Annotated in this window: 19 protein-coding genes; 11 read left to right on the top strand and 8 right to left on the bottom strand. The window is 33.5% G+C overall.

Translation table 11 applies throughout. From position 1 onward, the window contains the following. Positions 1–5 precede the first annotated feature (5 nt). From JE46_RS08900 to JE46_RS08870, 8 genes are all read left to right on the top strand, one after another. Complete coding sequence (locus tag JE46_RS08900) at positions 6–1493, top strand: RagB/SusD family nutrient uptake outer membrane protein (RefSeq protein ID WP_031454922.1); 1488 nt, start codon at positions 6–8, stop codon at positions 1491–1493. A gap of 8 nt (positions 1494–1501) precedes the next feature. Then, positions 1502–3127: a PKD domain-containing protein gene (locus JE46_RS08895; protein ID WP_031454921.1), complete on the top strand. Its 1626-nt coding sequence runs from the start codon at positions 1502–1504 to the stop codon at positions 3125–3127. A gap of 11 nt (positions 3128–3138) precedes the next feature. Then, positions 3139–4806, top strand: a complete 1668-nt coding sequence (locus JE46_RS08890) for a glycoside hydrolase family 16 protein (protein ID WP_031454920.1) — start codon at positions 3139–3141, stop codon at positions 4804–4806. Positions 4807–4884: 78 nt separating this feature from the next. Next, a complete protein-coding gene (locus JE46_RS08885; RefSeq protein WP_031454919.1) occupies positions 4885–5640 on the top strand; it encodes a glycoside hydrolase family 16 protein in 756 nt (251 codons plus the stop codon). 315 nt (positions 5641–5955) lie between these two features. Continuing rightward, entirely contained in the window at positions 5956–6540 is a 585-nt protein-coding gene (locus JE46_RS08880) for an RNA polymerase sigma factor (protein ID WP_031454918.1), read from the top strand. A gap of 50 nt (positions 6541–6590) precedes the next feature. Next, entirely contained in the window at positions 6591–6734 is a 144-nt protein-coding gene (locus tag JE46_RS24260) for a hypothetical protein (RefSeq protein WP_167343425.1), read from the top strand. Positions 6735–7242: 508 nt separating this feature from the next. After that, positions 7243–8307, top strand: a complete 1065-nt coding sequence (locus JE46_RS08875; protein ID WP_031454917.1) for a hypothetical protein — start codon at positions 7243–7245, stop codon at positions 8305–8307. Positions 8308–8876: 569 nt separating this feature from the next. Next, positions 8877–9938 carry a tetratricopeptide repeat protein gene (locus JE46_RS08870; protein ID WP_031454916.1) on the top strand — a complete coding sequence of 354 codons (1062 nt, stop codon included), beginning with the start codon at positions 8877–8879 and terminating at the stop codon, positions 9936–9938. Between the two features lie 20 nt (positions 9939–9958). Here the strand turns inward: JE46_RS08870 and JE46_RS08865 are convergent, their stop codons facing one another. Beyond that, a complete protein-coding gene (locus JE46_RS08865; RefSeq protein WP_031454915.1) occupies positions 9959–10615 on the bottom strand; it encodes an endonuclease III domain-containing protein in 657 nt (218 codons plus the stop codon). Positions 10616–10840: 225 nt separating this feature from the next. On the opposite strand from JE46_RS08865, the gene bcp reads away from it, so the two are divergent. Further along, positions 10841–11293, top strand: a complete 453-nt coding sequence (gene bcp, locus JE46_RS08860; protein WP_031454914.1) for a thioredoxin-dependent thiol peroxidase — start codon at positions 10841–10843, stop codon at positions 11291–11293. 70 nt (positions 11294–11363) lie between these two features. On the opposite strand, the gene JE46_RS08855 is transcribed toward bcp, so the two are convergent. The 7 genes from JE46_RS08855 to JE46_RS08825 form a co-directional block, all read right to left on the bottom strand. Continuing rightward, positions 11364–14084 (bottom strand): DNA gyrase/topoisomerase IV subunit A, encoded by a 2721-nt coding sequence (locus JE46_RS08855; RefSeq protein WP_031454913.1) that lies wholly within the window; start codon positions 14082–14084, stop codon positions 11364–11366. A 79-nt stretch (positions 14085–14163) separates the two neighbouring features. Continuing rightward, positions 14164–15345: an RsiV family protein gene (locus JE46_RS08850; RefSeq protein ID WP_031454912.1), complete on the bottom strand. Its 1182-nt coding sequence runs from the start codon at positions 15343–15345 to the stop codon at positions 14164–14166. Positions 15346–15381: 36 nt separating this feature from the next. Continuing rightward, a complete protein-coding gene (locus tag JE46_RS08845; protein ID WP_031454911.1) occupies positions 15382–17250 on the bottom strand; it encodes a DNA topoisomerase IV subunit B in 1869 nt (622 codons plus the stop codon). Positions 17251–17415: 165 nt separating this feature from the next. Then, the gene (pncB, locus tag JE46_RS08840; RefSeq protein WP_031454910.1) at positions 17416–18588 is read right to left on the bottom strand and encodes a nicotinate phosphoribosyltransferase; all 1173 of its coding nucleotides are present in this window, start codon (positions 18586–18588) and stop codon (positions 17416–17418) included. A gap of 90 nt (positions 18589–18678) precedes the next feature. Continuing rightward, positions 18679–19659 carry a transglutaminase domain-containing protein gene (locus tag JE46_RS08835; RefSeq protein ID WP_031454909.1) on the bottom strand — a complete coding sequence of 327 codons (981 nt, stop codon included), beginning with the start codon at positions 19657–19659 and terminating at the stop codon, positions 18679–18681. Continuing rightward, positions 19659–20186, bottom strand: coding sequence for an NADPH-dependent FMN reductase (locus JE46_RS08830; RefSeq protein WP_031454908.1), 528 nt, complete (start codon positions 20184–20186; stop codon positions 19659–19661). The genes JE46_RS08835 and JE46_RS08830 overlap by 1 nt, the downstream gene beginning before the upstream one ends. 143 nt (positions 20187–20329) lie before the next feature. Next, positions 20330–21787, bottom strand: a complete 1458-nt coding sequence (locus tag JE46_RS08825; RefSeq protein ID WP_031454907.1) for a nicotinate-nucleotide adenylyltransferase — start codon at positions 21785–21787, stop codon at positions 20330–20332. A 91-nt stretch (positions 21788–21878) separates the two neighbouring features. On the opposite strand from JE46_RS08825, the gene JE46_RS08820 reads away from it, so the two are divergent. Both JE46_RS08820 and JE46_RS08815 read left to right on the top strand, forming a co-directional pair. Then, entirely contained in the window at positions 21879–22643 is a 765-nt protein-coding gene (locus JE46_RS08820) for an MBL fold metallo-hydrolase (protein ID WP_031454906.1), read from the top strand. 13 nt (positions 22644–22656) lie between these two features. Beyond that, positions 22657–23160 carry a hypothetical protein gene (locus JE46_RS08815; RefSeq protein WP_031454905.1) on the top strand — a complete coding sequence of 168 codons (504 nt, stop codon included), beginning with the start codon at positions 22657–22659 and terminating at the stop codon, positions 23158–23160. Position 23161 lies beyond the last annotated feature (1 nt).

Below are 23161 nucleotides of genomic sequence, written 5' to 3'. Positions count from 1 at the left end.
TCAAAATGAAAAAATATACACACATATTTCTTTTAACAGGAATACTGTTTTCTACAGTTTTTATTTCTTGTTCGGATGACTTTGTAGAAACTACACCACAGTATTCTATAGATTCAGAAAACTATTTTAACTCAAAAAGCGATTATGACCAGGCATTAGTGGCCGCTTATGATATACTTCAATCTACATATGTAAATGTTTTATTAGGAGAAATTGCATCCGATAATACTTTGGCCGGAGGTGAAAGCCCTACAGACGTAGTGGGTTTTCAACAAATAGATGATATGATTCATACACCGGTCAACAGCAATTTGCGCGACATATGGAATTGGATGTTTGCCGGAGTGCAAAGAACTAATTATATTCTTGAGTTTAAGGATAAAACTGATTTTGAAGGGAAAGCACAACTTCTTGCAGAAACCCGTTTTCTTAGAGCATACTATCAATTTGAATTAGTTAAGTGGTTTGGAGGTATACCAATGAAGGGAGATGCAAGGTTTAAATTAGGAGATGAAACGAAAATTCCACGCTCGTCAGTAGCAGAAGTATATGCTTCAATAGAAGCTGATTTAACTTATGCTATTGCTAATCTGGCTCCAACAACTACTCAAAAAGGCAGGATTACAAAAGGTGCGGCTCAGGCATTATTAGGGAAGGCTTATTTGTATCAAAATAAATTTGCACAGGCAGCAACTACCCTAGAAAGTTTAATAAGTTCTTCTCCTTATTCTTTAGTAACAAATTATAATTCATTGTTCGAAATGGAAGGTGAAAATGGACCGGAATCTATTTTTGAAGTGCAATATACAGATGTTGAAGGTGCAGGGTTTGGATGTTTGCAATGTAGTGAAGGAAATGTAGCTGTAGGTTTTAGCGGAATACGTGGTTATGAGGGACCTTTGTTTTCGCCGGGTTTTAGTTTTAATGTTCCAACTCAGGAAAGTGCCGACGCTTTTGAAGTTGGTGACAGACGTAAAGATGTTGCTATATTAGATATTGCAGCCTGGGCAGCAGCAAATTCAGGTGTTAAATATAGTAAAGGAAACGAGGACACAGGATTTTTTAACAGAAAATATTTGCCAAGAAAGAGAAGTGCCAATGCAGCCGGAGATTTGAATTTGACGAATCCGAATAATTACAGAGCGATTCGTTATGCAGATGTTCTTTTAATGGCAGCTGAAGCTTATAACCGTGGAGGAATTGATGATGGTAAAGCGAGAGGATATCTAAATGAAGTTAGAAAACGTGCTTTTGGTGATACAAATCACAATATTTCTGCTTCAGGAGCCGCATTAACCGATTTTATTCTGGCAGAAAGAAGACTGGAGCTTTTTGGAGAAGGACATCGTTTTTTCGATTTAGTGAGAACAGGAAAAGCAGTAGGGAAGATCCCCGGCTTTCAGGCTAATAAAAATGAATTATTCCCAATTCCAATTGAAGAAATTCAGTTCTCAAATGGAAACTGGCAACAAAATCCCGGATATATTAAATAACATCAATTATGAAAAAAATATATTTTATTATAAGTTTTTTCGTTTTGACGATCCTGATGGGTTGTGCAAACGATGACAGCAATATTGATCTGAATGGTATAGCCGCACCTGAAAACATATCGGCTTTGACCACGGTAACACAAGATAATTCAGGTAAGGTTACTTTTTTGCCTAAAGGCGAAGGAGTAACACAATATAAAATTGATTTTGGTGACGGAAGTGGACAGTCAGATTATTTTTCTTCTGGTGCAAATGCATCACATGTTTATAAAGAAGGGGTTTATACTGCTAAAATCATAGCGATGGGATTAAATGGTAAAACCACTGAAGTAGCTCAACAGGTAATAGTTTCTTTTAAGGCTCCTGAAAATTTAGTAGTTGTGGTAACGAATGATTTGTCAGTTTCGAAAAAAGTAACGGTTAAGGCAAGTGCAGATTATGCTTTGTTTTATGATGTTTATTTTGGAGAGACAGGAAAACCGGATCCGGTTTCGGCTAATAATGGCGAATCGGTTTCTTATACCTACAAAGATGCGGGCGTGTATACAATTCGTGTTGTTTCAAAAAGTGCTGCAATTAAAACCACTGAATATAGTACTCAGGTTACTGCAAAACTTGTTCTTAACCCAACAACTGCTGCGCCAACTCCGCCAAACAGGCAGGCGGGAGATGTAATTTCTATTTATGGTTCAAAATATACTAATGTTGCAGGAACTAATTATTTCCCTGATTGGGGTCAGGCAGGACAAGGCAGCAGCTGGGCAGAATTTGATCTGAACGGAGATAAAATGCTGAATTATATAAAGCTAAGCTATCAGGGAATTGCTTTAGCAGATGGTGCATCAATAGATGTTTCCGGTATGGAATATTTGCATATGGATGTCTGGACAGCAGATTTACAGAAATTAGAAACATCCTTGATTAATGTTGGGCCTTCTGAGAAGCCTGTTACAAAGGATCTTACGGCAAATCAATGGACAAGCATTGATATTCCAATTTCGGCATTTACAAATCAGGGATTGTCAGTTGATAAAATTTTTCAGTTGAAATTGGTTGGAACCCCTTGGGCTGGCGGAACAGTATTTATCGATAATATTTATTTTTACAAAACAGCTGCTCAGTCTGTGCAATTGCCTTTGGATTTTGAATCTGCTGCCTTAACGTATGCCTGGGGTGGTTTTGGAGATGCAGGTTTTGGACCAATTCCTGTTTCTGTAGTAACAAACCCTGATAAAACGGGCGCGAACATTTCTAACAAAGTAGTTAAAATTGAGAAAACATCCGGAGCTCAGGTTTGGGCTGGCGCGAGTCTGAACTTAGAAAATACAATTGATTTTACTAAAGGGACTACTGTAAAAGTAAATGCGTGGTCTCCTAAAGTTGGTGCAGATATTTTATACAAAATGGAAGTGTCAACATCTCCAAAAGATGGAAATGGAAATCCAACGGTATTTTTTGAAGCACATGCAACAACCACAACAGCAAATGCATGGCAGGTATTGACGTTTGATCTGACTACAGCTCCAAATTTTAGTACAGCCAATAAATACGACAGGATAATTTTATTCCCGGACTTCGGACAAATGGGAACGGGTTCTGTGTATTACTTCGATGACATAAAACAATCCAATTAAAAAAAGAAATCATGAGTAAAAAAATAATCATAAAAATAGTATTCTTATTTGCGATTCTCCTGATGACGGGTTGTCAGAAAGATGATTACGCATTTGGAGATATTAATGCTCCAACAAACATACAGATAACTGCTGAAATTGTTGGAAAAACAGCCGCAGAACCTTATGGGGATGGATCAGGAATCGTAAAATTTGTAGCCACTGGAGAAGATGTTATTTCGTATAAATATGTATTTAGTGATGGAACTTCAGAAAATTCACCAAGTGGTCATTTTGATAAACGATTTACCAAAACGGGCGTAAATAAATATATCGTTACAGCTATTGCTTACGGAAAAGGAGGTATAGCTACTAATACTACAATTGAAGTTGAGGTTCTAAGTAACTTTAGCGATCCGGATGCAGTTAATTTCCTGACTGGAGGAACGTCAAAAAAATGGTATTGGTCAGCTTCTGAGCCTGGGCATTTAGGAGTGGGACAAAATGATGGTGATGCAACGAAAAATTATTATGCGAACTATTATCAGGCAGCTGTTTTTGAAAAAGCAGGATCTCCGGCCAGTAGTTGTTTGTATGAAAACGTATTGACTTTTTCTTTGGATGGAGAACAATTAAAATACGAGTTGGATAATGGCGGTTCAACCTTCTTTAATGCTGCTTTTGCAAGTGTGGCAGGAGGAAGTTCACCAGATGATGCTTGTCTGACATATAATGCAGGTGGGGTAAAAAATGTATCCCTGAGTCCGTCAGAATCTGTAGTAACTAAAAATCCTAATCACGCTACCCAAACAAGAGGCACCATGTTAAATTTCTCAGATGGTGGTTTTATGGGCTATTACATTGGTCAGAGCTCTTACGAGATCTTATCTATTACGGCTAACAGGATGGTAGTGAGAGCTGTTATGGGAGGCAATCCTGCTTTGGCATGGTATCATGTTTTTACAACAACAAAACCAACTCAGGTTCCTGATACAAATGTAGATTACACTAATTTAGTCTGGTCTGATGAGTTTAATACAGATGGTGCTCCTGATGCAGCAAAATGGGGATATAATTTAGGAACCGGAGATAATGGCTGGGGGAATAATGAAAAACAAAATTATACTAATTCTGCTACGAATGTAATTGTGCAGGGTGGAAACCTTAAAATTACTGCCAAGAAAGAATCTTCGGGAGGTGTAGCTTATTCATCTGCAAGATTAGTAAGTGACAATAAATTCAAATTTACTTACGGAAAAGTAGAAATCAGGGCTAAACTTCCAATAGGTGCCGGAACCTGGCCTGCAATTTGGATGTTAGGTCAAAATTATGCAACGAAGCCATGGCCTGCCTGTGGAGAAATTGACATCATGGAGCATGTAGGGAACAATCAAAATGTTGTACTTGGGACATTGCATTATCCTGGTCGTTTTGGCGGCAGTGCTGACTCAGGAAGTAAAACAATAGCAAATGTTTCTACTGAATTCCATGTATACAAAGCCGTTTGGAGTCCAGCCTCCATAAAAATATACGCAGATGAAACACTCATACATTCAGTTGCGAATACGGCTTCATTACCATTTAATAGCGATTTCTTTTTAATATTAAACGTTGCAATGGGAGGAAACCTGGGAGGAAACATTGATCCCGCTTTTACACAGTCTTCTATGGAGATTGATTATGTAAGGGTTTATCAATAAATAATTAATTAGTAAAAATGAAAATTGGAAGGTCAGTTTTGCTGGCCTTCTTAATTTCTTAATTTAAAAAATATTGAGATGAAAAAAGTAATGTTGCTTTTTATGATTAGTAGTTTTTGCATGGCGCAGCAAGTAAAAAGAAAACTGATTTGGGAAGAAAATTTTAATAAGAAGATAAATGAATCTGTCTGGAATTTTGAAGTCGGTGACGGATGCCCAAATCTATGTGGTTGGGGAAATAATGAGAAACAAATTTATACCAAAACGAATCATCAAATAAAAGAAGGTAATCTGATTATTCAAGCCCGAAAAGAAGGAGAAAAATATACTTCGACAAAAATCACAACTAAAGGAAAGAAAGAGTTTCTGTATGGACGGATTGAAGCAAGAGCTAAACTACCAGTTGGTCATGGCTTGTGGCCTGCATTTTGGATGTTAGGTGCTAACATTGATGAGGTAAAATGGCCTAAAACAGGTGAAATTGATATTTTAGAATATATTGGCAGAGATCCGCATATGGTTTACACAACCCTGCATACTCAGGACAGTCACGGAAATACAATTAATACCAAAAGGACAGAGTTCCCAAATATAGAAGAAGGCTTTCATGTTTATGCTATTGAGTGGAATAAAGATAAAATTGATTTTTTCGTTGATGAAGGTTTAGTTTATACATTTCAGCCTGAACTTAAAAATGAAGATACATGGCCTTTTAATAAACCGTTTTACATCATTATTAATTTAGCCATTGGGGGAAATTTTGGAGGACCAGCAGTTGATGATACAGTTTTACCTCAAAAATTTTATATTGATTATGTTCGTGTTTATGAATAATATAAAATAATTACTATTAAAAAAAAGAAGTGTAATTTGTTCATAATAAATATTTTAGATAGTTATGCTTCTTTTTTTAACTGTTAAAACATTCCAATTATTTAAGATTTGGAAGCACTTTGTCGATAAAATTTAAAATTAATTGATATTATTTCGAATTTTACTATTAATTATTATTCTATTCATTTGCTTTATAAAATAAAAATTTGTTAAATTTGGACACATATTAACAAACAAAAAAAGACAAGCCTATACAATAAAATTACTTTTTAGAAAATTACTCCAAATTTTAAACAAAACTAAAAAAGTAGTATTATGGCTGATCTGCATATTCCTGACGCTCTATTGGTTAAAAATTATGTTGAAGGCAATGAAAATGCTTTAGCAACATTAATAAAAAGGCACGAGTCTAAAATATATGGATTCATATATTCTAAGATTGCCGATAGAGATATTTCAAATGATATTTTTCAGGACACTTTTATTAAGGTTATTAAAACTTTAAAATCCAATTCATATAATGAAGAAGGTAAATTTTTGCCTTGGGTTATGCGTATTTCCCACAATTTAATTGTAGATCATTTTCGTAAAACCAAAAAAATGCCAATGTACAGAGAAACGGAAGAATTTTCGATATTTTCGATTATGTCTGATGATTCTTTAACTATTGAAGGTAAAATGATTGTTGATCAGGTTGAAGTTGATCTAAAAAAACTAATTCAGGAACTTCCGGAAGATCAAAAAGAAGTATTGGTAATGCGAATGTATCAGGATATGAGTTTCAAGGAAATCTCTGAACTCACAGGTGTGAGCATTAATACCGCTTTAGGCAGGATGCGTTATGCGCTAATGAATTTAAGAAAAATTATAGATAAGCATCAAATTATTTTAACCAACTAATACTATTTTAGATATTGCCGCGTTATACTGGTATAAAACATTTTCATAGTATGGCGAAAATTTACTCTAAGAAAGCATTAGCTTCTAAAGACTTAAAACCAAAAAAGGAAGTCGTTTCTTTTTTATTAAGTTATTCACAAGCTTTAAAAGTTGTGAAAATCGATAATAAAAGTTTTGAGATCATAGCTAATTAAACAGCCCACTACTTTGTCGGATGTTTATTCGAAAGAAAAACCAAATGGTCGTTTTGGTTGAAAGCTCACTATTCGTATACAATACAAATAGTGAGTTTTTTTTTATTTTTATCTCTGAGTTATCTCATTTATAGATCGTTGTAAATATTTGTAATACAGAATGTCTTAAAACTGGTTGTTCTTGTAAGGAATTATTTCTTTTAAAGAGACTTATGGAAAATAATTTGTATTTTATTTGTGTATTCATTTTTTAATTCTATTTTTAGATAAAAAATAAATTGTCTTTAAAAAAAGTTATATAAAAAAACATTTATAATTTTAATTCAGTTAAAAAATGATTTTTTTTATAATCTAGTGTTTAACCTTATAAAATTTGTTGATATGATAAAAAACTACCCTAATTTTTCTATCTAGTTTGATAAAGCTTTTAAATCCCATCAGATTTAAAATCCTACAGTTTGCATCTAAATGCAGCCCAAAATCTATTAACCATCAAACTAATCTAAACATGAAATTAAAATTTATAATGTTATCAATAGTATTGATAAATGTTGGAGTGTATTCTCAAAAGCCTCAAATAAAAGATGCCCAATCTTTGTTTGAAAAAGGAAAATCAGAAGAGGCGCTTGTAATTTTAAAAAAGTCAGAATACCTAATTCTGAATGCACCGGATGAAGAAAAGTCAGATTTTTATTTTTTAAAAGGGAATGTTTTAAAGGATTTGGCTATCAAAAATATTGATGCGGCTAATAATTTTTCATCTGCATCAGAATCTTACCAGGATGTGATTTTATACGAAAATGAAGCGGGTAAATACAAACTTTCCGTAAAAGCTAATATAGCTTTAAAAGATATGAAATCTAAACTTGTCAATGGTGCTGTAGCTGATTTCAAGGCAGGTAACTTCAAAGAAAGTGCTGAAAAGAGTTATAAAGTGTATTTATTTGATAAAAAAGATACATTAAACTTGTTTAATGCTGCTGCTGCCTATTTAAATGCAAAGGAATATGGTCTGGCGATCCAGTATTATGAGCAGTTAAAAAAAATGAACTTTTCAGGAAATGGCATTCTCTATTACGCGACTAATAAGAAAACAAAAGAAGAAGATGCTTTTATCTCTCCAAAAGCAAGGGATTCCTATATTCAGGAAGGACTTTATGAAAAACCAAGAAATGAAGCTATTCCTTCCAGGAAGTTCGAGGTAAATAAACACTTAGCCTATGCTTATTTGGAGAGAAAAGATTTAGTCAAAGCAGAGGCAACCTACAATTATCTTTTAGAATTAAATCCTAATTATATTGATTCGTACATCAATCTGGCTTATTTAAAGCTAGAATCAAAAAAAGAAATAGTAGATAAAATAGATGCTTTAGGAAATTCAAAAAAAGAAATGCTGGAATATGATAAATTGACCGCAAAAAAAGATGATATTACAAGAAGCGTGATTCCATATCTTACCAAAGCGCTTATAATTGAACCTAAAAATCCAGACGTTACAAAGATGCTTTTAGGAATTTACAGATCCCTGGATATGACAAAAGAGTATAATTCTCTAAAGGCAATGAGTAATTAATGACAATGAGTTTTATTAGGTATTAATTGTTCAAAAAAGGCTTAGGAGTTTAAATTTTAAACTTCAAGGCTTTCGTTTAATCAGGATTTTTTATTTCGAAAGAAAAACCAAAGGGTCGTTTTGGTTCAAAGCTCACTATTCGTATGGAAATACGAATAGTGAGCTTTTTTTATGCAATAATTTTATTTTTTTTGATAAAAATGGATAATCAATCTTAAATTTTCGGTGCAATAAATAACAGGATTTTCGGTTTAAATTTTTAATTAATTAAAAGAATTATACTTTAATTATGATTTTTATTATTAAGGTGTTAAAGTTTAGTGCTTTGTTAGGTTGCCTGATTTTTATCTTTAGTTTATTAAAAAAAAGCCCTTATTTTGTGCAAAATCAGCGAATGTGATTTTGTTCGCCTGAAAAGTTGTCAGTATAAAATAAAATAATACAATAAATAAATATTTTAACCAGCTATGAAGAAAAACTACACTACTTTATTTTGTTCTGTTTGTATTTCTTAAATGTGTTTAACACTTTAATTGTCCAATTTATTTAACAATCAAACTAAACAAAAAATGAAAAATAACATTAAAATACTTTCCTTTCTGTTATTGATTAATATCAGTGTATTTGCACAAAAAGATCAAATAAAAGAAGCTCAATCCTTTTATGATAAAGGAAAAATTGAGGAGTCAATAACAATTTTGAAAAAAATAGAATACCTTATCGTCAATGCACCGGATGTAACCAAATCAGATTTTTTTTATTTAAAAGGAAATAACTACAAAGATTTAGCTACTAAGAATATAGATCCGAAAAACAATTTTACAATAGCTTCAGGTGCCTATCAGGATGTGCTTTTATATGAAAATGATTCACGTCATTACAAATATGCTTTTAAGGCAGATTTAGCTTTAAAAGATATTAAATCTAAACTCGTTAAGGGGGCAATTAGTGATTTCAAAGAAGGAAAATACAAAGAAAGTGCTGATAAGAGTTATGAAGTTTACTTATTTGATAAAAAAGATACCTTAAACTTATACAATGCAGCAGCTGCTTCTTTAACAGGTAAAGATTATGTTTCATCTATTAAATATTACGAGGAACTTAAAAAAAGGAACTATACAGGAACAGGGACTATTTTTTATGCAACTCATAAAAAGACAAAAGTAGAAGATGCTTTCGTTTCTTTAGGTGCACGTGATTTGGCGGTTAGTGAAGGTGTATACGAGAAACCCAGAAATTTTTCCCCTACTTCCAAAAGAGAAGAAGTTTTGACTAATCTGGCTTTTTCATATTTAGAAAGAAATGATTTTGCTAATGCAGAAAAAAACTATCAGGATGCTTTGCAGATAAATCCTAATTGTATTAATTGTTGCATTAACCTTGTTTTTGTTAAAATGGAATTGAAAAAAGCATTGTTGGATCAGATGAATGCATTAGGCAATACTCCGAAAGAAGTAAAGCAATATGATCAGTTAAATGCTCAAAAAGATGAAATTGTAAAAAGTGCAATTCCGTACCTCAAAAAAGCGTTAATTATCGAACCAGGCAATGAAGAAGCTAAAAAATCACTTTTGGGTATATACAGAGCTTTGGAAATGACTAATGAATATAATGCTTTGAAAAATAAGTAAATAATATATTAAAGAAGCTGCTAAATTTTCTTTTTGGCAGCTTCTTCTATTACAGATTTTTTTCCAATTGTACTCGTAATAATATCTTTTTCCAGGCTCCATCCACGTGCAGGTGAATATTCCCGTCCGTACCAAATAATCTGCAAATGCAGGTCATTCCATAATTCTCTTGGAAACAATCTTTTTGCATCTTTTTCTGTCTGAACCACATTTTTACCGTTTGATAGATTCCATCTGTACATGAGTCTGTGAATATGGGTATCCACAGGAAAAGCCGGAACCCCAAATGCCTGTGACATCACAACACTTGCCGTTTTATGCCCAACAGCCGGTAAAGCTTCAAGAGCCTCAAAACTCTGTGGAACTTCTCCGTTGTGCTTGTCAATCAAAATATGTGACAAACCATGAATTCCTTTCGATTTCATTGGCGATAACCCGCAGGGGCGAATAATTTCCTTAATTTCTTCAATCGACATTTTAATCATATCATACGGATTATCAGCCTTTGCAAAAAGCAGCGGTGTAATCTGGTTCACACGTACATCCGTACATTGTGCTGAAAGCAATACGGCAATTAATAAAGTGTAGGGATCTTTATGATCAAGTGGTACAGGTATAGTAGGGTAGAGGTCTTTTAACGTATTTATAACAAATTGTACGCGGGCTTCTTTATTCATTTCCGTATTTTTAATCCCGTAAAAATAGCATAATTTTGATGATGTGCCTAATCCGGCTTTCTGTTTCAACTCCTCATTGTTAAAGTAACATTTTTAACCATTAACAAGAGCTTCCTCCGGTCGCTTTCTTAATGCAAAAAATGTAAACTTTCACAATTCCGGGGTTTTCACTTTAATCCGGGGCAGAAAAAACAATTAACAATTGATAATTAACAATTATAAAAGATGACAACATTACAAAAAGGAGATAAAGCACCAAATTTTTCAGGAACAGATCAGGATGGGAAAGTTCATACACTGGCAGATTATGCCGGAAAAAAATTAGTGGTTTTCTTTTATCCAAAAGCAAGCACACCGGGCTGTACTGCAGAAGCATGCGATTTAAGAGATAATTTTGAGCGTTTTAAAGCCAATAATTACGAACTTTTGGGAGTAAGTGCAGACAGTCAGAAAGCACAATTGAAGTTCAAAGACAAATACGAATTTCCTTTTCCCCTTTTGGCAGATGAGGATAAATCAGTAATCAATGCATTTGGCGTTTGGGGACCAAAGAAATTCATGGGAAAAGAATATGACGGAATCCACAGAACGACTTTCATAATCGATGAAAATGGAATTATTGATGAGGTTATTTCTCAGGTTAAAACGAAAGAACATGCCGCACAAATTTTAAAATAATAAAAGTAAAGTCCAATAAAAATGCCCTTTCATAAAGGGCATTTTTATTTTATATTTCTATTTGAAAATATTATTCTAAAACCAAACCAATCTGACCATCGTCGTCTAACTCTGTTTCAACCGGATCATCTTCTGATATTTCAGGTTTTTCAGGAACTTCTTCAACTGGTTCTTCGTATGGAAGCGGTTCTAATAAATTAACTTGTCTTAATTTATCGGTTGTTAATTGATTTCCTAAGGCTTTAAATCCTTTTACGGCTATAAAATCTTCAATATCAATATGAAGATCTTCTTTTTGAACACCTTTTACTTTTGCAAAGACCAATTGTGCTACCGGACGATAATCTGTAGACACAATTTCTAATTGTGAGTTCGGGTGATCGGTAATAAAACTTTCTTCTTTGCCTTCATTTTCTACAAGGAAACGTTTTAAGAAGTAGCGCTCTTTTTCACCATCATAATAAATGGCAGAAATTGGTTTCTTAGGTTTCCATTTTTCAAGAACAATCATATCCTCTTCAAAATGAGTCGACAATTCGGGAATAATAACTTTTAATTTTCCTGATTGACTTATAACTAAAATCTTGTCGCTTGGTTTAAACTCGCCAAGCAATTCTCCTCTGGCATCAACATTCAAACGTTTTACAGTATCATCAAACCAAACTTTTCTTGGCAGTAAAGTCGAAATTCCTTTTTCTTTTAATTCGATTTTCTTGATCGGATATTTTGTAACCAAATTTCCTTTTGAAGCACGGCCTTTAATTGCCAGGCCTGCAAAATCTATATCGAATTTTAATTTTTTAATAGTTCCTATTTGTCTTAGTAAGATGGTGACAACTTCAGCTTCTCCGTTCGGATTATGTGAAAAATAAACTACCTGTGAACCTTTGGTTCCATTCGTTAAATCGTAGGCTTTGTCTCTGGTTACTCCCGACACATTAAAACGTTTGATATAAGAAGGACCTGATTTTCCGTCACGGTAAATCATATTGTAAATGGTACGTTTATCGCTTTTATCAAATACCGCAATATGTATAATATCTTTGCCTACAAACGTTTTTGCATCAACTTTCGTAATCATCATCGTACCATCGCGCAAAAACACAATTACGTCGTCAATATCAGAGCAGTCTGCTACATATTCGTCTTTCTTTAAGCTGGTACCTACGAATCCTTCTTCTCTGTTTACGAATAATTTTGTATTTCTTAAAACAACTTTTGTTGCTTCAACATTGTCAAAAATTCGCAACTCCGTCTGACGCTCGCGGCCTTTTCCGTATTTCTCTTTTAATTTGGTAAAATAGGCAATTGCAAAATCGGTAAGATGTTCCAGATTGTATTGTACCTCTTTCATTTCTTCCTCTAATCTCGAGATTAATTCATCGGCTTTATCAGAGTCAAAACGAGTGATACGAATCATCGGAATCTGAGTTAGTCTTTGCAAATCTTCATCTGTAATTTCTCTTACGAATGATTTTTTGAAAGGCTCAAATCGATCGTACAAATATTTGTAAAGTGATTCTCTGTCTCCGTACAATTTGAAATCAATGTACATTTCTTCACGAATGAAGATTTTTTCTAAAGTAGAAAAATGCCATTTATTTTTTAATTCTTCTAATTGAATTTCTAATTCCTGACGAAGTAAATCAACAGTTCTTTCTGTCGAAATTTTCAACATTTGAGAAACCCCGATAAACAATGGTTTATTGTCTTCAATTACACAACCTAAAGGCGCTACAGATGTTTCACAGGCTGTAAACGCAAATAAAGCGTCGATTGTTTTATCCGGAGAAACACCCGGGAAAAGATGAATTAAAATCTCAACATCTGCCGCCGTGTTGTCTTCAATTTTCTTGATTTTGATTTTGCCTTTTTCATTGGCTTTCAAAATACTGTCAATCAAAGTTGTGGTATTAGTTGAAAACGGAATTTGCGTAATTACTAATGTATTTTTGTCTAATTGAGCAATTTTAGCACGCACACGCACACGTCCGCCACGAAGTCCATCATTATAATTAGACACATCGGCAATACCTTGTGTCATAAAATCAGGATAAAGTGTAAACGGTTTTCCTTTTAAGATTTTAATAGAAGCATCAATTAACTCATTGAAGTTGTGAGGCAAAACTTTAGTCGAAAGTCCCACCGCAATACCTTCTGCTCCCTGTGCCAAAAGCAATGGGAATTTAACGGGAAGATTGTTTGGTTCTGCACGACGACCATCGTATGAAACGCCCCAATCGGTAATTTTTGGAGAATATAAAACCTCCAAAGCAAATTTAGATAAACGTGCTTCGATGTAACGCGAAGCTGCTGCTCCGTCGCCCGTTAATATATTTCCCCAGTTTCCCTGGCAGTCAATTAGTAAATCTTTTTGACCAATTTGCACCATGGCATCACCAATACTCGCATCTCCGTGTGGGTGATACTGCATGGTGTGACCTACTACATTGGCAACTTTATTATAACGCCCATCATCCAGCTCTTTCAAAGAGTGCATAATACGACGCTGAACCGGTTTAAAACCATCTTCAATAGCGGGAACTGCACGTTCCAGAATTACGTAAGATGCATAATCGAGGAACCAGTCTTTGTACATTCCGGTTACTTTGGTAATAACGTCTTCGCCTTCTTCTTCCTGATTTTCGTAAAAATGCTGTCCTTCAAAATTTTTCGCATCTATGTCGATAATCTCATCATCATCTCCATTTTGATTGTCATCAATCTGGTTTTCATCCTGAGTATTCTCGTCGTCGTTTGGAATTATGTTATCGTCTTCTTCGTCTTTCATTATTTATATTCGAAATTATAAATTTGATTTTTTATTCTGAAAATTTTGAGCCGAATAATAGCTTAAATTCTGTATATTCTTAATTCGAATTGTATTTGTCCAGAATTGTATTTTTTAAAATATATGGTTTTAATTCTTCATAACTAAAAAAGATACGAGGTTCTCCGGCAGCAAAACCAAGCAGCTCATAAGGTGCATAAGAAAAAGTAATTCCTGTTGGTAAAATGTAATAATTATGGGTAATAGGTACTTCATTAGACAATATACCGTCACTATATTCATTTCTTATTTTTTCTTCATAAAAAGCGATGAATTTTTCATCAGAAAAATTTAAAAGCTGTTCTATAGCAATGTTTTTTCCTGTTTTCAGATCATAGTTTGTATATCCTGTACGTAGCATACCGTGTGCTCCTCCCATATAGCTATATGAAAAATCAGAAACGACATAAACATTAGAATCTATAAAAACCGGAGCGACAACAGACAGGCTCTCAGAACTATAATTTTCTTCCTCTCCTTTACTTTTTTCAACTTTAAAACTATGCTTCCAGTTTTTGTAATTTTTAGTGTTTAAAGAATCTGTATACAAATACTTTAATTTTTCTTTTAAGACATTAAAATCCAAATCGTCTGAAATAATTTCAGCCAGAAAATTATAATCTCTGGAAGGAGTAAATTCTCTCATAGCTTCTTCCTTTTTAAAAGCAGCTCTGGAATCAAAAAGGGTATAATCTATTATGTCAAAAGATTTGTAAGAAGGAAACTTTTTACTTGGATAAATTTTATATATTTTTTTATCCAGTGTAAGTTCGATATACATTTCTTCTGTTGAAAGATTGTGTAGTTTAAGTTTTAACGGTTTGCTTCCATCAAATTCCTCAATACCGGCTGTATAATAATCCTGTTTTTTATCTTTATCAAAATAGAAATATAAAAGATTCTCTCCGCCTTCGACATAAAGAGAACCTGTTTTTCCATAACCTCCATATTCAGTTGATAACTGATTCGTAAGATGTAATTGAATTTTTTTATTTCCGTTAATTGTTCCTTCAAAAGAATATATAAAAGGACTTTCTATTTCTAATGTGTCCTGATTTATTATAACTGTATTTTTATTTATCTTATAAATTAAGCTATCCTTGTTTGTCGCAATTTTTACTTCGCTTATAGGCTTTACATTTACAACAGATTTTTTCTCATCGTTTTTAGACTGACAAGAAACTAGCATTAAAACTAATAAGACCAAAAAAAAATTTTTCATGAATTTAACGGAGTGCTACTAATTATAAAAATTATTTTAAGCTTCTTCAAGCTCATCAATTTCAACCTTCAAATTTTTGATAATAAAATCTTGTCTGTCCGGCGTATTTTTCCCCATGTAGAAAGACAACAACTGCTCAATCGAAGTGTTTTTATCCATCATAATTGGATCAAGGCGAATCGTTTCTCCAATGAAATTTTTAAACTCATCCGGAGAAATCTCTCCCAAACCTTTAAATCGGGTAATTTCAGGTTTTGGTTTTAATTTTTCGATGGCATCTTTTCTCTCTTCTTCAGAATAACAATAAATCGTTTCTTTTTTGTTTCGAACCCTAAAAAGCGGTGTTTGTAAAATATACAAATGCCCTTCTTTGATTAATTCAGGAAAAAACTGTAAAAAGAAAGTAATTAATAATAAACGAATGTGCATTCCGTCGACATCGGCATCGGTTGCGATTACGATGTTGTTGTAACGTAGTTTTTCTAATCCGTCTTCGATATCAAGTGCCGCCTGAAGCAAGTTGAATTCTTCATTTTCATACACGATTTTTTTACTCATTCCATATGAATTCAAAGGCTTACCACGCAAACTGAAAACCGCCTGTGTATTCACATCACGTGATTTGGTAATTGATCCTGAAGCTGAGTCTCCCTCGGTAATAAAAAGTGTGCTTTCTAAGTTACGGGGATTTTTAGTATCCGGAAGATGTGCACGGCAATCTCTTAGTTTTTTATTATGAAGATTGGCCTTTTTCGCACGGTCTGTTGCCAGTTTTCTAATGCCTGATAATTCTTTTCTTTCGCGTTCAGCCTGTAGAATCTTGCGTAATAATGCTTCTGCTGTTGGCGGATTTTTGTGTAAGTAATTGTCTAATTTGTTTTTAACAAAATCATTTACAAAAGTACGAACAGAAACTGCAGGTGTTCCGTCATCAGAACCCATATCAGTTGAACCTAATTTTGTTTTGGTCTGAGACTCAAAAACAGGTTCCATAACCTTTATACTAATGGCACTTACAATCGATTTACGAACATCTGATGCTTCGAAGTTTTTGTTGTAAAACTCACGAATGGTTTTTACAATCGCTTCTCTGTAAGCGGCTAAGTGAGTTCCTCCCTGTGTGGTGTTCTGACCGTTTACGAAAGAGTGATATTCTTCGCTGTATTGTGTTTTACTGTGTGTTAGAGCGATTTCGATATCATGATCTTTCAAATGAATGATTGGATATTCTAAATCTTCTTCGTTAATGGTTTCTTCTAATAAATCACGAAGACCATTCTCAGAAATATATTTTTCGCCATTAAAAATAATCGTCAGACCATTGTTTAGATAACAATAGTTTTTGACCATTTTTATAACATATTCTAAACGAAACTTATAGTTTTTGAAAATTGTTTCATCTGGTGTAAAAGTAACTTTCGTTCCTTTTCGTTTCGTAGTATCGATAATATCTTCTTCCTGAACTAAATTTCCGGCAGAGAATTCAGCTGCTTTTTGTTTGTCGTCACGAACTGATTCTACCCGAAAATAGTTGGACAATGCATTAACTGCCTTTGTTCCGACACCGTTCAGACCAACTGATTTCTGGAAAGCTTTAGAATCATACTTTCCACCCGTATTCATTTTCGAAACCACATCAACCACTTTACCCAACGGAATTCCACGTCCGTAATCACGAACTGAAACCGTTTTGTCTTTGATACTCACTTCAATAGTTTTTCCTGAGCCCATTACGAACTCATCGATACAGTTGTCTAAAACCTCTTTTAAAAGAATATATATACCATCATCCGGTGATGATCCGTCTCCCAATTTTCCGATATACATTCCGGGGCGCATACGAATATGCTCTTTCCAATCGAGTGATCTAATATTATCTTCGTTATATTGATTTTGCTCTAGCATAAATGAATTTGGATTTTTGGCTAATGTACCATTTCTGCATAAAAAATGAAAGCGTATTATTTTAAAGTTATCAATAAAATGCCTAAAAAAAGTAATTTATTGATTCTGAAAAAGAGGAACCGTTAAAAATATGAAAAATTGGTTTTGAAACCAAAAAAATCAAAGTCAGATGCCGAGAACTTGTTTTGCCAAAGCAATCATTTCAGGTGTTCCCGTGTTTTTGTTTTTTTCGTCAGAGAGTTTTACAACGCCTTGCCAGCTTGCATGATCCGGTTTTGTTTCAACTAATTTTATAACCATATTCATAGATGGCAAACCAACATCATTGGTAAAATTGGTTCCAATTCCAAAAGACATTTTGATTTTGTCTTTACAGAAGTCCGATATAATTTTTACCTTATCAAAATTCAATGAATCTGAGAAAACAATCGCTTTCGATTTTGGATCAATTCCCATTTTTGTATAATGCGAAATCACTTTTTGGGCAAACTCAACCGGGTCGCCGCTATCATGTCGTACTCCATCAAAAAGTTTGGAGTATTTTTTATCAAATTGGCTGAAAAATATATTTGTTGTGTATGTGTCGGTGAGCGCAATTCCGAGGTCACCTCCGTAAACTTGTGTCCAATGTTCCAGACTAATTGAATTAGCCATTTTAAAGCCGTATTGTGCAGCATGAAACATAAACCATTCATGTGCGTGCGTTCCTAAAGGTCTGCGGTTGTTGATCATTGCAAAGTGCACATTGCTGGTTCCCATGAAGCTTTGCCCGCCATAAGTCCTCAGCGTTTCATTAACTAATTCATGTACTTGATAAGAATGACGGCGTCTTGTACCAAATTCTAAAATTGAAACTCCGAGTTTATTGTAATTGTCAATTTTGTTTTTGGTAACTTCTTTTATGGCATCATCATTTAAGCGAATTAAATGATTTGATTTATAAAAAAGCTCTGAGATTAAAGACATCAAAGGCACTTCCCATAAAATTGTCCGGTACCAAAAACCTTCTATTGTAATTTTTATATCAGAACCTTCTTGTGTAATATGCACTTCAGACGGATCAAAACTATATCCTTGCAGAAAATCTAAATAAGTTGGATCAAGGTAAGGGCAATAATGTGTCAGATAACTTTTTTCTTCTTTCGTTAAACGAAGATCTGCCATTGCATCTACAGAACGACGAATTAAATCTGCAAAACCAGCAGGAAAAACATGCTTGCCACGATTGATAAAACCATAACGGACTTTTGCTTTTGGAAAAAGCCTGATTACGGCATGCTGCATTGTAAATTTATAGAAATCATTATCTAAGATTGATTTTAAAAAAGTCGTTTCCATAATTCAGGCCGTTAATGTTTTATCACTAATTGCTAAGTTACGCTAATTCCGTAAAATAAGAAAGAGATATAGTTAGCGATGAAACAATAACTACTTAGAAATTACTTTAAAGGAAGCAATACTATTTGTATCCAGATAAAATGTAATATAATCCCCGATAGTTTTATCAAAAGTAATCTGAAATTCTAAGCCACCTCTTTTTTCTTTTGAATTTACTACCCGAACGGGTTGGTTCTTTTTGTTTAAATAATAAAAGGGATCAGATTTTGAAATATTTTTGATCAGAAAAGTTATTTTATCACCACTATTGACTTCAATTATTCCGGATTTCGGTGCGATTATTTTATTATCCCCGGCAATTGCTCTGTTGTAAATTAAAGGTCCGTTTAAAAAGTCATCTTTGTTTAATTTTTCACCAAGAAAAGATCCGGAGTCGGGAAAATGTTTTGCGAAAAAGTAATCGGGTTCTGTATCAAAATAAACAGGGTCAAAATCTTTTACCATTTTACCTTTATTATTGTCATAATATCCTTGTCCCCAGGTCACATCAATTAAACGCCATTTTCCATCAATTAAAGCTGTATTCCAGGCGTGATTTGAAGAGGTATTTTTTCGGCCTATATCAACTAATCTTGTTTTCGAATCCCCTTTAATGATTTGTGATTTAATTCCAACTAATGAAGCTAAATGCTGAAATAAAAGTGTAAAACCTTCGCAAACTGCTTTTTCAGATTTGAATGCTTTTTGAAGTATTTGAGTATTAAATTCTTGTATTTTTCGTTGTTTTTCGTCTTCCGTGCGATAAGAGAAACTTTGTGTTTTTGACGGATTTAAAAAAGCATTAAAATCATATTTTATATTAAAAGCCATCCAGCTGTAAATAGCTCGTGCTTTGTCATAATCTGATTTGAAATCTTTTTCGATTCTTTCAGCTAATTCTTGTGTACTGCTAAAGTTTTTAGGATATTTTAAAACGATATTATCAACAGCACTATATTTTTGAGAATAGGAGGTGTGCAGGAAAATGGCATTAAAAAAAATAAACGCTAAAACTATTTGTTTTATTTTCATTAATTGAAACTGTTTTTTACAATTGTTTTTAGTTCATGATCAAATTCCGGATTTGAGATTTCATTTTTTTCTAAATCAAAATTTGAATTGAAAGAAGGAAGTGAAAAAAGACCTTTTACCTGAGCGCCATATCTTGGGAAAGCGGTTTTTGCAATTTCTAAAACCGAAGCGCCGCCTCTTGCTCCCGGAGAAGTTGCCATCAAAAGCATTGGTTTTTGCTGAAAAACATCCTTGACAACTCTGGAGCTCCAATCGAATACGTTTTTAAAGGCAGCAGAATAATTGCCATTATTTTCAGCCAGAGAAACAACCAAAATGTCAGCGCTTTCGATTTTTTTCAGAAATGATTTTGCAATTTCATGCTGGCCAATTTCTTTTTCTAAATCAACACTGAATACAGGCATTGCGAAATCATTCAAATCTAAAACTTCTACTTCGGCATTTTCAAATTGATTTGCAGCATAACTTGCTAAATGTTTATTGATCGACTGCTGGCTGTTGCTTCCTGCAAAGGCTATAATTTTCATGTTTTTTTAATTTTTTATTAAAAGTAATGAAATTAAATTATAATCAAAAACGGCTTAAAGGAAATAAGTTCGGTAAAATAAAAGTCCAAAAAAGAATCGCTCTTTTTTAGACTTTTTAGGATTTTGAATCAATATAATTTGGCTTAATTCTGCTCTAATTCTTTTTGTGGATGATACCCAAAAAGGTGATGCTCTTTGATAATTTCAGCAACTCCTGATGGAAGCATAGGTTCCCAGCCGGATGTTCCATGACTAATCATTTTTAAAACTTCGCGAGAGAATACATTTAAAATATTAGGATTATAATCTACAATATCGACTACTTTTCCGTTGAATTTAAAGAATTTATATAATTCCTTCATTCTAGGATGTACTTTTAAGTTTTCAGAAGTGATAATTTCTCCATTTTCACCCAACATCGGATATAAAAATACTTTCATATCACGATAGAATAATTTTCCAAAAGCTTCAAGGATTCCGCCACTTAAATGACGGTAATACTTCTCATCAAATATATCAACCAAATTATTCACGCCCATTGCAAGTCCCATACGTGCTTTGGTATAATTAGAAAAGTATTCAACCACCTTATAATATTCCTGAAAATTAGAAATCATAACGGTTTGACCTAATGAACAAAGTAATTCAGCTCTGTCCATAAAATCACGCTCATCAATTTCACCATCTGATCGTAAATTTGAAAGTGTAATTTCAAAAACTACTAAAGTATTATCTTTTTCAACCTTATTTTCTTCGAGAAACATTTTTAATGATTTCTCATACATATCAAGATTTACATTGGTAACCGGACGGAAACTTCCTCTAAAGGCAAGAAGATTTTTTTTGTATAAAACGGCGGCCGGTAAAACGTTTTTTCCTTCAGGATTAAACATTACGGCATCTGTCATACCATTTTTAACCAGTTGCAAACTCATCAAACGATTATCAACATCTGCAAAACGAGGTCCTGAGAAATTAATAGTGTCTATTTCCAGCTGATCTTTATCTAAGTGATCATATAAATAACGAAGTAATCGTTTGGGATCATTGTATTTGTAGAATGCGCCGTAAATTAAATTAACGCCTAAGATTCCAAGTGTTTCCTGTTGTAATCGGGCGTCAGTTTCTTTAAAACGAATATGCAGAATAATTTCGTTGTAAGCCTCGTCTGGTTCAATCTGATATCGTATTCCAACCCAGCCGTGACCTTTAAATTGTTTGGCAAAATCTATAGTAGCAACAGTGTTGGCGTAACTAAAAAAAAGTTTATTTGGGTGTTTTTCTCTACTTAAACGTTCTTCAATCAGTTCCCCTTCAAAGGTTAACATTTTTTTGAGTCGGTTTTCAGTTACGTAGCGTCCGTCACTTTCAGTTCCGTAAACAGCATCACTAAAATCTTTATCATAAGCAGACATTGCTTTTGCAATTGTTCCCGATGAACCTCCGGATCTGAAAAAATGTCTAACTGTTTCTTGTCCAGCGCCAATTTCAGCAAAAGTTCCGTAAATATTCTCGTTTAAATTAATGCGTAGCGCTTTGTCTTTTATGGAAGGAATCTGAGCGATGACCTTGTCACCTTTGAGTTTTATTTCTGTACCCATTTTATTTTAAATAGATTTGTTACAAAGTTAGTAAATTAGCGTTCTAATGAAAGAGAAATAATCCCTATTTTTGTAAAAAAAACAAGTTCAATTGAAGATCTATTTTTTAGGTACCGGTACTTCTCAAGGTATTCCCATTATTGGGATTGATCACCCTGTTTGCAAAAGCACAGATGCTAAAGATAAAAGGCTTCGTGTGTCTATTTGGATCACATGGGACGAACATTCGTATGTTGTAGATTGCGGTCCTGATTTCAGACAGCAAATGCTTTCCTGCGGCTGTCGAAAACTTGATGCCATTTTATTTACACATGAGCATGCTGATCATACCGCTGGATTGGATGACATTCGTCCGTATAATTTCAGACAAGGCGAAATTCCTGTTTATGCACATCAGCGTGTGATTGATAATCTTAAACGCCGTTTTGATTATGTTTTTGAAACTGTAAATAAATATCCAGGAGCACCAAGTGTAAAAACTATTGAAGTAATCAATGACAAACCTTTTGCAATTGGTGATAAAATGGCTGTCCCGATAAATGTAATGCACGGAGATTTGCAGGTTTTTGGCTACAGAATAGATGATTTTGCTTATTTGACAGATGTAAAAACCATCGAAAAGGCTGAAATTGAGAAATTAAAAAACCTGAAAGTTTTGGTTGTAAATGCTTTACGCGTAGAACCCCATGACACCCATTTTAATTTGCAGGAAGCACTTGATTTTATCAATTTAGTAAAACCTGAAAAAGCTTATTTGACGCATATTAGCCATGTTTTGGGATTTCATGAAGAAGTCCAGAATCAACTTCCTGAGAATGTTTTCCTGGCTTATGATAACTTAGAAATTACAATTTAATTATACTTACAAAATGAAGAAATCCTTAATGCTTTATCTTTTTTTATTAGCAATCCTAATGAATATTTTTACTTACATGTTTTACAGCAGAGAAATAAAATTTGAGAAGGACAGATATGATAAAACGACGAAAAAGCTTAGAGACAGCATAACTACAGTTTCTACAAAAATGGCAGAATCAAATTATTTTTCGTTGGAAAACAATGAAAACGCCCAAAATTATTTTGATAACAGTGCAACAGGTGGGAAAGTAATTTTATATGAAAAATTAATTCCGGTCGTTACTGAAAAATTACTTGACTTAAATGCAAATCCAAATGGTAATCCTTATACAGGACAGGATAAAATTGGTTCGAACAAATTTATTATTAATAAGGTTAAAATATTAAATCACAGATGGATAATCGCTGATTATAGCAACGGCGAATTATGGGGAGAGGTATTGCTGAAATACTTTGTTGATGATAAGGAAAATGTAACTTTTGAGGTAAATCAGAACTGGTTATATCAAAAATAGG

Source organism: Flavobacterium chungangense LMG 26729, assembly GCF_000735715.2.
Lineage (GTDB): Bacteria > Bacteroidota > Bacteroidia > Flavobacteriales > Flavobacteriaceae > Flavobacterium > Flavobacterium chungangense.
The sequence above is the reverse complement of the archived record's forward strand: the minus strand, read 5'-3'. Positions and strand labels throughout refer to the sequence as shown.